A 14421-nucleotide genomic window follows, 5' to 3' on the forward strand; every position below is an offset into this window, starting at 1 on the left:
GCCGGAAGGCGGCGGTGTCACCATAGCCGCCGTCGGCGATGACCTGGGGCACCTCGATGCCCCAGGACCGCCTCTCGTCGATCATGTCGAGGGCCAGCTGCCACTTCTCGACATGGCCCACCTGGGCAGGGATGGCGCACTTGCCACGGCGGGCCACTTTGGCCTGATCGGCCTTCGGCGAGGCGGGATCCCAGCTCCCGGGCAGGAACAGACGCCAGTTCACCGCCGCCGAGGCGCCGTTGGAAGCCAGGTGCAGCGACACCCCGGCCTGGCAGTTGGTGACCTTGCCCGCAGTGCCGGTGTACTGCCGGGTCACACACGCCGACGCATCCCCGTCCTTGAGGAACCCGGTGTCATCGATGATCAACGCGGTGGGCTTGACGACCGGCTGCATACGCCAGGCCAGACGGGCCCGCACATGCGCCGCATCCCACGGGCTGGAGGTGATGAAGTGGGCCAGCGCCTGCCGGTTCCCGTCTTCGCCCAGGCGGGCGGCCATCGGTTCCACCGACTTGCGCCCGCCGTCCAGCAGCAGGCCCCGCAGATAGACCCCACCCCACCGACGCTGATCCGCTCGCGCGAACGGCTCGAACATCTCCGCCGCGAAGTCCTCCAGATCACACCGGACCGCAGCCAACTCCCCACTCAGCACGTCCTGTCAACGACACGACCCATCAAGAAGACACGCCATCGCAGACCGCACATGACCAAGCACTACTAGTGCTCGGCCCGGCCGGTCCGCCGGACCGGCCAGGGCGGATCCTGGGCGACGGGTTCGATATCGCCCCTGCTCAGGAACCCTTCGCCGCCGTCAGGCCCGGCAGCCGGTTCAGCATGACCACCTTGCCGTCCTTCGCGCCCTTCTTCGGGACGTACACCAGCTGACTGGAGACCCGCTCCTTGGTGAGGGTGGACCGCACCTCACCGGTCAGCAGCGCCTCCACATCCGCGTTGAGCGGCGGGCGCAGCCCCTTCGCCGCGGTCTGCCGTTCGAAGTGCTTGCTGCTGAAGAAGACCAGCGCCCCGCCGTCGTCCGTCCTCAGGCCGAGCGGGGCGAACGTGCCGCTGTCCAGCGGCTGATCGATGTACTGGTACGAGAAGCCGGCCCGCCGGGTGGTGCGGCGCGCCTCCCGCCAGCCCGAAGTGGCGGCGCCGGGGGCGAAGACGTCCGGGGTGCCCTTCTGCAGGTACTCCGTGTACCGGGTGCTCAAATCCTCCGGTGCCAGGGCCAGTTCGGAACCGTCCGGGGCCACCGGTTCGGCCCGGCCGTCGTCGTCCTTCGAGAAGCGGGGTACCTGGGACGACGGGACGACCGACAGATACGAGGTCTTCCAGCCCGCGCCGGGCCCGGACTTGACGAAGACGAGCAGCCAGCGGGTGTCCAGCTTCCCGGTGTCCTCGTCGCGGTTGGAGTCGGTGTCCGCGAGGAACCAGCGCGGCCAGCCGGCCTTCTTCGGGATGAGATATCTGGCGTCGGTCAGCTCCAACGGCTTGTGGTTCGCGTTGCCGTTCGGATTGTTCTTCTGCCGCGCCCGCAGCCCGGCCTGGTTGATCGCGCCGAGCGGGCCCGTGACCCGGTCCGCGTCCAGAGCCGGGTCGTAAGCCTTGTCCGCCGCGTTGTACGCGGAGGTGAAATCCTTCAGTGCCCGGGCGGCCTCGGACCTGGTTGCCGTCGGCACCACTTCCAGCTCGCCGTGCACCGTCACGCACCCGCTCGCCGTCAAGGACAGCATCGTCACCGTCGCGAGCACCGTCGCAGGCCGAATCGGCCTCGGGCTTCTCATCCGTTGCTTTCCGCGCCTTCTGATCCGTCGCCCCCACGGAGATGGCCGGGCAGCGGACTTCGCGGCGTCGCGGGGCCGGGGCTCACACCTCGTGGCGTTGTCGTCAATCACCGACGCTCCGCGTCGACTCGATCCTCCGCCTTGCGATGCACGCACCCCGGCCCCGCTCCTTAACCCGCGCTGCCCACTGCCCGGCCCTCTGACCGTCCGAACCCTACCGGGGCGAGGAACAGCGCGAGAGTGGGGATCAGATACAGCGCCCACACCGTGATCTGAAGAACGGTCGGGTCCGGCTGGAAGTTGAACGTGCCCTTCAGCAGCGTGCCGTACCAGCTGTCCGGCGGAATCGTGGCGCTGATGTCGAACGCCTGGTTGTGGATACCGCCCAGGAACTCGGCTTCCTGCAGGTCGTGGACGCCGTACGCGAGCACGCCCGCGGCGACGATCACCAGCATGCCGCCGGTCCAGGTGAAGAACTTCGACAGGTTGATCTTCAGCGCGCCGCGGTAGAACAGCCAGCCCAGCACGACGGCGGCCGCGATACCGAGGAACGCGCCGATCATCGGGTGCCAGCCGTCGTCCGCCGCGTGCACCGCACGCCACACGAACAGCGAGGTCTCCAGGCCCTCCCGGCCCACCGCGAGGAGCGCCGTGGCGACCAGCGCGCCGGTACCCATCGCGAGCGCCGCGTCGAGCTTGCCGTGCAGTTCCGTCTTCAGATGCCGCGCGGTGCGCCGCATCCAGAAGACCATCCAGGTGACCAGACCGACCGAGACGATCGACAGCGAACCGCCGAGCGCCTCCTGGGCCTTGAACGTCATCTCCTGCGAACCGAATTCGAGACCGGCGCCGAACGCCAGGCTGACGACGATCGCGATACCGACACCGATCCAGATCGGCACCAGTTTGCTCTTGTTGCCGGTCTTCACCAGATAGGCGATGAGGATGCAGACGACCAGGCTGGCCTCAAGGCCCTCGCGCAGGCCGATCAGGAAATTGCTGAACACGTCTCGGTTCTCCTTCTCTACGAGAACAGCGCCCGGCCCCACCAGTCGTCCTTGTCGCGGACGCCCGGCGGGACGGCGAAGTGCGCCGAACCCACGTGCTGGATGTACTCGTTGAGTGCGTCGTTCGCCGCGAGGCGCCGCTGCAGCGGAATGAACGCCTTGCGGGAATCGCGCTGGTAGGCGATGAAGAACAGCCCGGCATCGAGCCGTCCGAGGCCGTCCGTGCCGTCGGTGAAGGAGTACCCGCGGCGCAGGATCGTCGCACCGTCGTTGCTGTCCGGGTGCGCGAGCCGCACGTGCGCGGTCGGCAGCATCGCCTTCAGGAACGGCTCGTCGTGCTCCTTGGACCTGCCGACCGCGGCTCCCTCGCCCTTGTCGCGGCCGAAGACGTCCTCCTGCTCCTGGAGCGATGTGCGGTCCCAGGTCTCGATGTGCATCCGGATGCGCCGGGCCACCAGGTACGAACCGCCGGTCATCCAGCCCGCGTCCTCCTTCTCGCCCACCCACACGTGCTTGTCCAGAGCGGCGGTGTCGGTGCCGGAGATGTTCCGGGTGCCGTCCTTGAAGCCGAACATGTTGCGCGGGGTCTGGGCGCCGGGCGTCGTCGAGGAGGTCTTGCCGAAGCCCAGCTGGGACCAGCGGATCGCGGTGCGGCCCATGCCGATCCTGGCCAGGTTGCGGATGGCGTGCACCGCGACCTGCGGGTCGTCCGCGCAGGCCTGGATGCAGAGGTCGCCGCCGCTGCGGGCCGCGTCGAGGTTGTCTCCGGGGAACTTCGGCAGATCGACGAGCGCCTCGGGACGCCTGTCCTCCAGCCCGAAGCGGCCCTTGGCGAAGAGCGAGGGGCCGAAGCCGATGGTGAGCGTGAGCCGCGACGGCTTGAGCCCCAGCGCCTCGCCCGTGTCGTCCGGCGGGGCCTCGGCGAGACCACCGTAGGCACCGTCGCCGACCGCGTGACCGGCCGTCATCCGCTCGGCCGCCCGGGTCCACTCCTTGAGCAGCGAGATCAGCTCGGCGCGGTCCTTCGTCGTCACGTCGAACGCGGCGAAGTGCAGCCTGTCCTGCACGGCGGTGGCGATACCGGCCTGGTGCGCACCGTGGAACGGAACGGCCGCACCGCTGTCCGCGGTCGGCACCGCGTCGCTCCCCGGCCGCACCGCGGCGACCGCGCCACCCGCCACGGCCGCGCCCAGCGCCAGTCCGGCGCCTCCCCACCCCAGCAGTGCCCGACGGGACGGGGCACGGCCACCGGTCCCGGCGTCGTCCACGACGGTGTTCTGCGTCTCCTCGGACATCCCGGTCCCTCCCGGCCCGTTACTTCGTCACCGCGGCGGCGAGCCGCGACAGCGGTTCGGCCAGCGCGTTGACCGCGTCCGACAGTTCCTTGCGGTCGGCCTTGCCGACCTTCTCGTACGAGGTGAACTCGTAGGAGCTCTTGTCCTTGCGGTACTTGTCCAGCAGCGTGTTCAACGCCGCGAACTGCTTGTCCAGGGTCGCCGTCAGCGCCGGGTCGTTCTTCGAGGCGATCGGCTTCAGCAGCTCGTAGGACTTCTCCGCGCCCTCGACATTGCCCTTGAAGTCGATCAGGTCGGTGTGGCTGTAGCGCTCCTCCTCACCGGTGACCTTGCCGGTGGCGACCTCGTCGAGGAGCTCCTTGGCGCCGTTGGCCATCGAGGTCGGGGTGATCTCCGCCGTGCCGACCCGCTTCTGCCAGTCGAGCAGATCCTTGTAGAGCACCGGCGCCAGGGCCTTCTCCTCGGCGCCCAGCTTCTTCTCCTGCCACAGCGCCTTCTCCAGACGGTGCCAGCCGGTCCACTTCTGGCCGTCCTCCAGACCGTCCTCGCGGAGGTCGACCTTCGGGTCGATGTCACCGAAGGACTCGGCGACCGGCTCGGTGCGCTCCCAGCCGAGCCGGGAGTCGGCGTAGATCTTCTTGGCGGCCTCGATGTCACCGGCGGCCACGGCGTCCGTGAACTTCTTGGCCTTGGGCAGCGTCTCGTCGGCCTGCGCCTGCACGTAGGTGCGGTACTCCGCGACGGCCTTGTCCATCTCGGGGCTGCGCTTGGCGACGGTGCCGCCGGCGACCTCGATCTGCTGCCGGATGCCCTCGCCCTTCATGCCGGGCTTGCAGACGACGTTGTACGAGCCGGCCTTCAGCTCGGCGGTGATGGTGGCCTTGGTGCCGGGGCCGATGTTCTCGCGCTCCGCGGCGATGCGGTCGTCCGGGAAGAGGACGTAGACCTCGGTGACCTTCGAGCCCTTGTTCTGTACGGCCAGTTCGACGTGACCGGCCGGGAGCTTCTTCTTCGAGAGCTCGCAGGCGTCGTCCTTCGCGACGACCTGCAGGGCGTTGTCTCCCTTTCCGTCGCTCTTCTGCGCGCAGCCCGTGACGGCGGTCAGGGCTGCCACCGTCGCGGCAGCGGTGACGACGGAGAAACGAACGGCTCGCATACGGGCTCCACAGAGGATGAAGGAGAAGAGGGAGAAGGTCGGACAAAGACAGGTGAGGCGGACCTAACTTAACGGAGGCTTACCTGACCCGTCCCCACCTGCGCAGTGATTCAGCTCTCATCCCGGCGGCGCGGGAACGGAGAGATCACAATCACCCCATGGAAGGCTCATGAGAAGGTCAAGCAATGGTCAAGCCTCTCGTGTCGGTACGACGAGGGGCGCCCCGGTGCGCGGATGCGGGAAGACCTCGACCGGCTGCCGGTAGACCTCGCCGAGCAGCTCGCCCGTGAACACCTCGACGGGCGGGCCCGCCACCGCGATCCGCCCGTCGCGCAGCACGGCGGCCCGGTTCGCGTACGCCGCGGCCAGCCCCAGATCGTGCAGCACGACGACGACCGCGTCCCCGGCGGCGGCCCGCTCCCGGCAGAGTCGCAGCACCAACTCCTGGTGGCGCAGGTCGAGCGCGGCGGTCGGCTCGTCGAGCAGCAGCAGCGGGGCGCGCTGTGCCAGCACCCTGGCCAGCGCGACCCGGGCCCGCTCGCCACCGGACAGCGCGGAGAAGGGCCGTCCGGCGAACTCGGCCACCTCGGTGGCGGCCATCGCCGCGGCGACGGCCGGATCGTCCTCGTCCGCCCGCTCCGTCCCGGCCCACGGTGCCCGCCCCATCCGTACGACGTCCGCCACCGGGAACGGGAACGACAGCGCGGCGGACTGCGGCAGCACGGCCCGGCGCAGGGCGAGTTCGGCGGCGGACCAGTCGGTGGCCGGACGCCTGTCGATCCGCACCACGCCGCTCTCGGCGGGAAGATCGGCGGCCAGTGCCGCCAACAGGGTCGACTTCCCCGCCCCGTTGGGTCCGACGAGTGCCAACACCTCGCCCGCGTACGCCGTCAGTTCGACGGAGTCCAGCACCGGCCGCCGGCCCAGCCGCACCCGTAGCCCGCGCGCCTCGGCGACGGGGGAGCCGGGCGGGACGGGAGCGGGCAGCCGTCGGCCCCGTACCCGGAACGGATTCCTCGGTGACCTCATGCCCAACCACCTTGCCCACGACGGGTCCTGCGCAGCAGCCAGAAGAAGAACGGGCTGCCGAAGAGCGCGGTCAGCACGCCGAGTGGCAGCTCGGCGGGAGCGGCGACGGTGCGGGCCGCGAGATCACCCGCCACCAGCACCAGGGCGCCGCCGAGCGCGCTGCCGGGGACCAGGAAGCGGTGCCCGGGACCGTTGGCCATCCGCAGCAGATGAGGAACCAGCAGCCCCACGAACGAGATGATCCCGGCGACCGCCACCGCGGCGGCGGTCAGCAGCGCCACCACGAGGACGAGCACGATCCGCAGCCGCTCGACATCGACCCCCAGATGCCGGGCGGGCCGCTCGCCGAGCGCGAGGAGGTCCAGCCTCCGGGAGTGGAGCGGCGCCACGAGCAGCCCGAGCGCCGCGCACGGCAGCACGGCGAGCACCTTGGGCCAGGTCGCCTGCGCCAGCGAGCCCAGCTGCCAGAAGGTGATCTGGGAGATCTGCGCGTTGTCGGCGAAGAAGACGAACAGCCCGATCAGCGCCCCCGCGAAGGCGTTGACCGCGATTCCGGTGAGGATTAGCGTCACGACCTCCGTCCGGCCGCCCGACCGGGACAGCGTGTACACCAGCAGTACGGTCGCGAGCCCGGCGGCGAACGCGCAGACCGTGATGGTCCAGTTGCCGAGGAAGTTCAGCCCGAGCGCGATCGAGGCGACGGCACCGACCGCCGCGCCGGAGGAGATCCCGATCACCCCGGGCTCGGCGAGCGGATTGCCGAACACGCCCTGCATCAGGGCGCCCGCGCAGCCCAGCGACGCCCCGACGAGCAGTGCGAGGACGACCCTCGGCAGCCGTACGTTCCACAGCACGCTCTCCCCGACCCGGTCGAGCGCGGCGCCGCCGAGGCCGAGCCGGTGCTGGACGGAGGCGAGGACGTCGCCGAGCGGGATGCTGTACGCGCCGAGTCCGGCGGAGAGCAGGCAGCACACCACGAGGGCGGCGAGCAGCCCCCCGGCCAGCGCGAGGCCGGTGGAGCGCCGGGGTCCGGGCGTCCGGGGCTCCGGGGTCGCGGTGGTGGTGGCCGGCCGGGTGCGTTCGTCGTACGAGGTGGTCACCGGCCCGCCCCGTCCTTCGGGTGGAGCCGGGCGACCAGTTCGCTCAGCACCCGGTCCGTGCGCGGCCCGTAGTTCAGCAGCACGCCGTCGTCGATGGAGATGATCCGCCGGTCCATTCCGGCCGGGGTCTCGGCGACGCCCGGGATCTTCACCAGGCCGTCGACGCCGCCCACCGAGTCGAGTCCCTTGGTCATCACCAGGATGGCGTCGGGCGCGGCCTTGGCCAGGGCCTCGCTGGTGATGGCGGTGAAGTCCTTCTTCAGCCCGGACGCCTTGCCCGCGTCGACGGCCCCCGCCGCCTCGATGAGCGAACTCGCGCCGGAATCCCGGCCGCCCAGCAGATGGACGGAGGCCGAACCGCGCAGATAGAGGAAGGCGACCCGGGGCTTCTCGCGCCCGTCGGCCGGGGCGGGCACGGACTTCTGTACGGCCTCGATGCGGGACCGGGTGCGCGTGTCGAGTTCGGCGCCCGAGTCCGGCACGCCGAGGGCCGCCGCCACGGCGTCGATCCGGCGGCCGACGTCGTCGAGTTCCCTGGCCGGTGCGACGACGACGAGCGGGATGCCCGCGTCGCGGATCTGGTCGATGGCCTCCGCGGGGCCGGTCGTGGTCTCCGCCAGGACGACCGTCGGCTTCAGCGAGAGCACGCTCTCCGCCGAGACGTCATGGGCGCGGGTCACCACCGGGAGTTCCGCGGCCTGTTCGAAGGTGGCGGTGATGTCACGGGCCACGACCCGCTCGCCGAGACCGAGTGTGAAGACGATCTCGCTCAGGCCACCGGTCAGCGGAACGATGCGGTCGGTCGAGGCGACGGTGACCTCGGTGCCGTCCGCCGATTCCACCGTGACCGGCAGCCGGGGCTCCGGCGCGGTGGTCAGGGGCTCGACGAGATCGGCCCCGGCGTTGCCGGAACGGGCGACGGGAGCCCCCGTGTCCGAACTGCTGCCACAGCCGGTCAGGACGAGGGCGAGGGTGACGACGGCCGCCAGCGCGGCCAGTGGTCCACGGGTCCTGACCGGCCCGCGCCGTGGTCGCCGGGCGCCCCGGACCGGCGGGGCGAAGTCCTGCGAGAAGCGCACTGGGGGCACCGTCCTGTCCTTCTGCGGTGAGCGGTTGGGAATGGTTCGCGAGCCATGCGGTGGAAGGGGCCCCCGGAAGACTCGTGTGACTTAGGTTAGCCTTACCTCACTTTCCAGACCTCGGAGGGGTCCTCATGCTGTCGTCCAGATCTGCCCGCGCGCTCGCTGTCGCGCTTCTCGCGGTGTTGCTCGGAGCGCTGCTCCCGGCCACCGCCGCGCAAGCGGCGAGTCGCACGGTGCAGGGCGGCAGGCTGGACTGGGGCATCAAGTCCTCCTTCCAGAGCTACGTCACCGGCCCCGTCGCGAAGGGCAGTTGGAGCCTGACCGGTGGTGCCGCCACGGTCGGCGGCAGCCAGTTCCGCTTCCATTCCGCCACCGGTTCCTACGACCCGGCGACCGGTGCCTTCAGCTCCGGCTTCGCGGGCGGGGTGCGGTTCCTCGGCCACAAGAAGGCCGTCGGCGGCTACGAGCTGGACCTCACCATCAGCCGCCCCACGGTTCGCATCACGGGCGGGATCGGCACCGTCCACGCGGACATGGTCGGCAAGGACCGGGGGAGCGGTCGCGTCACCTCGGCCGCCCAGGTGCCGCTGGCGAGGCTCGGCCTGTCCGGGATCGACATGAAGGGCGGTTCCACCCCCATCGCCCTCAACAACATCCCGGCGACACTGACTTCGCAGGGCGCGAAGGCGTTCGCCGGCTACTACACGGCCGGCACGCCGCTCGACCCGATCAGCCTCTCCGTGGACACCTCCGCCCCCGCCGGGCAGCCGTCCGCGTCCAAGTCCCCCGAGAGGCCGAAGGATTCGAAGCGGACGGAGAAGGCGCGGAAGACGGCGGGACGCTTCGAGGACGCCGCCGTCGACTGGGGCGTGCGCCGGACCTTCCGCGAATACGTCACGGGTTCCATCGGCAAGGGGAAGTGGACCCTCGCCGAGGGCGCCGAGGACGGCGGAGCGCTCTTCCGCTTCCCCCGCGGCAAGGGCACGTACGACCCTGCGGGGCGGACCCTGGACGCAGGCTTCGCGGGCAGCGTCCGCTTCACGGGCGCCGATGGGCTCGATCTGGAACTCTCCGCGGTCGCGGTCCGGGTGAAGGCGGGCAAGGGCACGCTCTCGGCCGACGTCACGAGCGGCGGCGACCGGCGCAAGGCCGTCCCGCTCGTCACCTTCACCGCGAAGGACTTCACGCCGGAGAACGGGCTCGCCGTTCTCACCGAGGCCCCCGCGACCCTCACCGCCGACGGTGCGAAGGCGTTCGGCTCGCTCTACCGGGCCGGCACCGCGATGGACCCGGTCTCGCTGGCCGTGGCCGTGGACACCGGGGCCGAACTCCCCGCCCTGCCCGACCTGGGCAGCACACCCGACCCGTCCGGCCCGCCGGCGGAGAAGAGCGCGACCACCGCCGCGTCGGCATCCGACGCCGACCCCGGTTCCGGTCCCCGGTCCGGGCTGTACCTCGGCGTCGGCGGTGCGGGCGTACTCGCCGCCGCGGCGGGCGCGCTGTACCTCGCCCGCCGCAGAAGCACCCGGCGGAACAACAACGCCCGGCGGAACGACAACGCCCGGCAGAACGACAACTAGACCCCCGTCCCACCCCCGCTTTCCATCCCCTGAGGAGACCACCGACCATGGCAGCCACCCGCCGTCCCACAGCTCTCGCCGCCGCCGTCGCCACGGCAGCCGCCCTCGGCGCGACCGCGTTCGCCCTCCCGGCGTTCGCCTCCGACAGCACCGCCTCCGACGGGGCGACCGCCACCGCGCCGAAGCTGGAGCTGAAGGACGGCACGCTGGAATGGGGCGTCAAGGAGTCCTTCCGCAAGTACCTCGCCTCGTCGTTCTCCGGCGGGAGAATCACCGTCAAGGACGGCGCCACCCAGGCTCCCGACAACGGCGTGTTCACCTTCGCCGACGGCAAGGGCACCTATGACACGGCCACGCACGGCACCGACACCGCCTTCGGGGGCGGCGTCAACTTCTATGCCCACGGGGGCGTTCTCGACATCACGCTCTCCGACGTGAAGCTCGCCACGACCCGTACCGGCGGCACGATCACCGTCGACGTCACGACCCCGGAGGGCACCCGCGACGACGTGGCGTTCGCCGCTCTCGACCTCTCGGCGGTGAAGCCGGGCCAGGGTGCGGGCGGTGCGATGGTCTTCAAGGACATCCCGGCGACACTGACGAAGGCGGGCTCCGAGGCGTTCAACGGCCAGTACAAGGAGGGCGACGAGCTCGACCCGGCCACACTCTCGGTGAAGGCGGTCACGGCCCCGACCGGGAAGCCCACGGAGGAGCCGACCACCGAGCCGAGCGGGAAGCCGACGACCGAACCCACCGGGAAGCCCACCACGGAGCCGACCACGGAGCCGACCACCGGGCCGACCGGGAAGCCCACTTCGCCCGCGTCCCCGTCCCCCTCCGCCCCGGCCACCGACGAGCCGGCCGCCGCCGACCCGGGCGCGATCGTCGACGGCACCCTGGACTGGGGCGTGAAGAAGTCCTTCCGCGCTTACCTCACGGGCCCCGTCGCCCACGGCAGGATCGAGACGACGGGCGGTGCCACCGCGTCCGGGGACGGCTACCGGTTCCCCGACGCCACCGGCCACTTCGACGCGGCGAAGCAGACCCTGAACGCCGGGTTCGACGGCAAGGTCCGCTTCCTGGGGCACGAGGAGAACGGCGCGTACACCCTTGACCTCTCCCTGACCGGCCTGGAGATCCAGGTGAACGGGACGAAGGGCACGCTGATCGCGGACGTCACCACCAAGGACCGCGAGACGAAGAAGGTCTCCACCTACACCGGTCTCGCGATCGCCGACCTGCAGCTGCCCAAGGGCGAACTCGCCGCGAAGGACGGCGTGGTGACCCTCTCGGCGGTGCCGGCGACCCTCAGCGCCGACGGCACCAAGGCCTTCGGGGGCATGTACCCGGCGGGCGAGCAGCTCGACGCGCTGACCGTCGCGGTCGCCCTCGACGAGGACGCCGCACTCCCCGGTGGTGCGGGTGGTACGGGCTCCACCGGCCTGGCGGAAGGCTCCACGACCGCCGGCGGCGGCAGCGTGGGCGGCGGCTCGGTCGGTGGTTCGGTCGGTGGTTCGGGTTCCCTCGCCTCCACCGGCTCCGACCTCCCGGCCGGCGCCCTGTTCGCCGCCTCGGCCGTCGTCGTGGCGGCCGGAGCCGGAGCGGTGTTCGCCGCCCGCCGTCGCCGTACCGTCTGATCCGTACGCTCCGCGGGACTCCGCCGTGCGACGACATCGCCCGGGTGACGGCCCAGTTGTACGGCCGGCGCTCGGGCGATGCTTCAATGCCCGGGTGAGCGACAGCGACTTCGACGTACCCGCGGGCATCGACGTACTGCGGGTGTTCTGCGGCCCCGACGGCCGGCACGGCAATCCCCTCGGGGTGGTGCGCGACGGGCGCAGGTACCCCGACGAGGCGTCCCGGCAGGCCCTGACCGTGCGGCTCGGCTTCAGCGAGACCGTGTTCGTCGACGACCCCGAGCGCGGACACGTCGACATCCACACCCCGGGACTCCGTCTCCCGTTCGCCGGGCATCCGCTCGTCGGCACCGCCTGGCTGCTCGATCTGGGGATCCTGGAACTGCCGGTCGGGGACGTCTTCGCCCGCCAGGACGGGGAGTTCACCTGGATCACGGCCCGCCCCGAGTGGGCGCCGCCGCGCACGCTGGAGCGGTACGCGTCCGTCGCCGAGGTCGAGGCGCTGACCGGGCCGCCGCCGGGCGAGGGCTGGCTGTACGTATGGGCCTGGGAGGACGAGGCGGCGGGGCGGGTGCGGGCGCGGGCGTTCCCGAGGCGTGTCGACGGGTGCGGCGCCGACGGAGCCGGGGCCCGCACCACGGGCATGGTGGAGGACGAGGCGACGGGCGCGGCGGCCCTGCTGCTCAGCGCGGAGCTGGGGCGCGCCCTCAACATCACACAGGGACGCGGCTCCCAGATCCTCACCGCACCCGCGCCGGACGGCACGGTGGAGATCGGGGGGCGCGTCATGCCGGCCGCTCGATCGATCCCGTTCGGCGGGAGTCCGAGCCCTTCCGGCGTCTGAGGACGGAGCGGCGCGGCCGGCGGGGCCGGCGGGCGGACCCCGGTCGGCCCCGCCGCCAGGCCGTTACGCGCTGAGCGGGAACACCTCGCCCAGCTCCCGGAACACCGCCGTGTTCAGCGCGAACGCGCGCTTGCACTCGTCGACGACGCGCTGCTTCTCCAGGTCGTCCGCGTTCACCGCGTCCAGCAGCTCGCGGTAACCCCGCTTGAACGAGGCGGGGTTGGAGATCTCCTCGAAGACATAGAACCGGACCCCGTCACCCTTGCGCGCGAAGCCCCAGGTCCTCTCCGCCTTGTCACGGATGATCTGGCCGCCCGAGAGGTCGCCGAGATACCGGGTGTAGTGGTGCGCGACGTAACCGGCGGGCCAGGTGCGGGCGCACTCGGCGACCCGGGCGGCGTAGGCGGCCGTGGCGGGCAGCGGCTCCAGCCCCCCGCGCCAGCCGGCACCCCGCAGATGGGCCAGATCGCGCTCCAGTTCGGCGGTGCGCATCAGCTCGGGCCGTATGAACGGACCGGCGACCGGGTCGCTCCGCAACGCCTGGGCCCCTTCCTCCAGTGCCCGGTACACGAACCACAGCTGCTCGGTGTAGCGCGTGTACGCGTCCACTCCGAGCCGCCCGCCGAGCAGGTCGCTCATGAAGGTCGAGGTCTCCGCCTCGGTGTGCTGCTCGTGCGAGGCGGTGCGGATGAGCGTCGAGAAGGGCGTGGGAGCGGCGGTTGCGTCCAAGGCGGGCCTCCGGGGGCCGAGGGGGACGGGAAGTCCGGAAAGAGACAGAAATATCGGCGGCGACCGCGTACGGCGGTGGCTGTCGACATCCCCGATCTTCCTACTTAGGCTTACCTAAGTCAACAGCTTCCCGACAGCCTGTCGGTAAAAACGATACGCCTGGTTCCGCCTCCGCGCGGGAGTCCGCGCGGACAGCGGGAGCAGCGGGAACATGCGAAAGCGGCCGCCCGGGGGCGGCCGCTCGGGGAAGGAACTGTCCGCGTGGTTACGGGAGCGTCAGGATCTCGGCGCCCGTCTCCGTGACCACCAGCGTGTGCTCGAACTGGGCCGTACGCCTGCGGTCCTTCGTCACCACGGTCCAGCCGTCGTCCCACATGTCGTAGTCATGGCTGCCCAGCGTCAGCATCGGCTCGATGGTGAACGTCATGCCCGGCTGCATCACGGTGGTCGCGTGCGGGCTGTCGTAGTGCGGAATGATCAGACCGGAGTGGAACGAGGAATTGATCCCGTGCCCGGTGAAGTCCCGTACCACCCCGTACCCGAAGCGCTTCGCGTAAGACTCGATGACCCGCCCGATCACATTGACCTGCCGCCCCGGCCGGACCGCCTTGATGGCCCGGTTCAGCGACTCCTCGGTGCGCTCCACGAGCAGCCGGGACTCCTCGTCCACGTCGCCGCAGAGGTACGTGGCGTTGTTGTCGCCGTGCACCCCGTTGATGTAGGCGGTGACGTCGAGGTTCACGATGTCGCCGTCGCGCAGCACCGTGGAGTCCGGGATGCCGTGGCAGATCACCTCGTTGAGCGAGGTGCAGAGCGACTTGGGGAATCCCCGGTAGCCGAGCGTCGACGGGTAGGCGCCGTGGTCGCACATGAACTCATGGGCGACCCGGTCGAGTTCGTCCGTCGTGACGCCCGGGGCGATGTGCTTCGCGGCCTCCGCCATCGCCTGCGCGGCGATCCGCCCCGCGATGCGCATGCGCTCGACGGTGTCGGCGTCCTGGAGCTCCGGACCGGTGTACGGGGTGGGGCCCGGCTTGCCCACGTATTCGGGGCGCCGGATGTTTCCGGGTACGGAACGGATGGGAGTGATCTCCCCGGGTACGAGCAGCGACTGGCCAGACATGTCAGCGAGTCTAACCAGCGCGCTTGGGGCAGCATGGCCCCGAGGGAAGGAGCCG

Annotated in this window: 13 protein-coding genes; 3 read left to right on the plus strand and 10 right to left on the minus strand. The window is 71.0% G+C overall.

What is annotated here, in order from left to right:
• From ACIOHC_RS25365 to ACIOHC_RS25400, 8 genes are all read right to left on the minus strand, one after another.
• A partial coding sequence (locus ACIOHC_RS25365) for an IS701 family transposase (RefSeq protein WP_401844124.1) occupies positions 1–637 on the minus strand: 637 nt, incomplete at its 3' end.
• Between the two features lie 154 nt (positions 638–791).
• Positions 792–1784 carry a hypothetical protein gene (locus ACIOHC_RS25370; protein ID WP_389637334.1) on the minus strand — a complete coding sequence of 331 codons (993 nt, stop codon included), beginning with the start codon at positions 1782–1784 and terminating at the stop codon, positions 792–794.
• A 170-nt stretch (positions 1785–1954) separates the two neighbouring features.
• Complete coding sequence (gene efeU / locus ACIOHC_RS25375) at positions 1955–2791, minus strand: iron uptake transporter permease EfeU (RefSeq protein ID WP_351082511.1); 837 nt, start codon at positions 2789–2791, stop codon at positions 1955–1957.
• A 17-nt stretch (positions 2792–2808) separates the two neighbouring features.
• Complete coding sequence (efeB, locus tag ACIOHC_RS25380; protein WP_351082509.1) at positions 2809–4086, minus strand: iron uptake transporter deferrochelatase/peroxidase subunit; 1278 nt, start codon at positions 4084–4086, stop codon at positions 2809–2811.
• Positions 4087–4105: 19 nt separating this feature from the next.
• A complete protein-coding gene (gene efeO / locus ACIOHC_RS25385) occupies positions 4106–5242 on the minus strand; it encodes an iron uptake system protein EfeO (protein ID WP_351082507.1) in 1137 nt (378 codons plus the stop codon).
• Between the two features lie 189 nt (positions 5243–5431).
• Positions 5432–6271: a heme ABC transporter ATP-binding protein gene (locus ACIOHC_RS25390; protein ID WP_401844128.1), complete on the minus strand. Its 840-nt coding sequence runs from the start codon at positions 6269–6271 to the stop codon at positions 5432–5434.
• Positions 6268–7371, minus strand: a complete 1104-nt coding sequence (locus ACIOHC_RS25395; RefSeq protein ID WP_389637331.1) for a FecCD family ABC transporter permease — start codon at positions 7369–7371, stop codon at positions 6268–6270. The genes ACIOHC_RS25390 and ACIOHC_RS25395 overlap by 4 nt, the downstream gene beginning before the upstream one ends.
• Positions 7368–8450: an ABC transporter substrate-binding protein gene (locus tag ACIOHC_RS25400; protein WP_351082537.1), complete on the minus strand. Its 1083-nt coding sequence runs from the start codon at positions 8448–8450 to the stop codon at positions 7368–7370. The genes ACIOHC_RS25395 and ACIOHC_RS25400 overlap by 4 nt, the downstream gene beginning before the upstream one ends.
• A gap of 134 nt (positions 8451–8584) precedes the next feature.
• Between ACIOHC_RS25400 and ACIOHC_RS25405 the strand changes: the two genes are divergently transcribed.
• The 3 genes from ACIOHC_RS25405 to ACIOHC_RS25415 all read left to right on the plus strand — a co-directional run bounded on the left by ACIOHC_RS25405 (position 8585) and on the right by ACIOHC_RS25415 (position 12514).
• Positions 8585–10033, plus strand: a complete 1449-nt coding sequence (locus ACIOHC_RS25405; protein ID WP_401844130.1) for an HtaA domain-containing protein — start codon at positions 8585–8587, stop codon at positions 10031–10033.
• Between the two features lie 47 nt (positions 10034–10080).
• Complete coding sequence (locus ACIOHC_RS25410) at positions 10081–11670, plus strand: HtaA domain-containing protein (RefSeq protein ID WP_401844132.1); 1590 nt, start codon at positions 10081–10083, stop codon at positions 11668–11670.
• Positions 11671–11764: 94 nt separating this feature from the next.
• Positions 11765–12514, plus strand: coding sequence for a PhzF family phenazine biosynthesis protein (locus tag ACIOHC_RS25415; RefSeq protein WP_351082498.1), 750 nt, complete (start codon positions 11765–11767; stop codon positions 12512–12514).
• Between the two features lie 63 nt (positions 12515–12577).
• Here the strand turns inward: ACIOHC_RS25415 and ACIOHC_RS25420 are convergent, their stop codons facing one another.
• Entirely contained in the window at positions 12578–13243 is a 666-nt protein-coding gene (locus ACIOHC_RS25420) for a biliverdin-producing heme oxygenase (protein ID WP_365688398.1), read from the minus strand.
• 265 nt (positions 13244–13508) lie between these two features.
• The gene (gene map, locus ACIOHC_RS25425) at positions 13509–14366 is read right to left on the minus strand and encodes a type I methionyl aminopeptidase (protein ID WP_351082493.1); all 858 of its coding nucleotides are present in this window, start codon (positions 14364–14366) and stop codon (positions 13509–13511) included.
• Between the last annotated feature and the right edge of the window lie 55 nt (positions 14367–14421).

This window comes from Streptomyces sp. NPDC088252, from assembly GCF_044740965.1.
In the GTDB taxonomy this organism is placed as follows: domain Bacteria; phylum Actinomycetota; class Actinomycetes; order Streptomycetales; family Streptomycetaceae; genus Streptomyces.

Coding starts and splice junctions, on each gene's coding strand:
- ACIOHC_RS25370 (WP_389637334.1), bottom strand. CDS start 1,784: ATGAGAAGCCCGAGGCCGATTCGGCCTGCGACGGTGCTCGCGACGGTG.
- efeB (WP_351082509.1), bottom strand. CDS start 4,086: ATGTCCGAGGAGACGCAGAACACCGTCGTGGACGACGCCGGGACCGGT.
- efeO (WP_351082507.1), bottom strand. CDS start 5,242: ATGCGAGCCGTTCGTTTCTCCGTCGTCACCGCTGCCGCGACGGTGGCA.
- ACIOHC_RS25390 (WP_401844128.1), bottom strand. CDS start 6,271: ATGAGGTCACCGAGGAATCCGTTCCGGGTACGGGGCCGACGGCTGCCC.
- ACIOHC_RS25405 (WP_401844130.1), top strand. CDS start 8,585: ATGCTGTCGTCCAGATCTGCCCGCGCGCTCGCTGTCGCGCTTCTCGCG.
- ACIOHC_RS25410 (WP_401844132.1), top strand. CDS start 10,081: ATGGCAGCCACCCGCCGTCCCACAGCTCTCGCCGCCGCCGTCGCCACG.
- map (WP_351082493.1), bottom strand. CDS start 14,366: ATGTCTGGCCAGTCGCTGCTCGTACCCGGGGAGATCACTCCCATCCGT.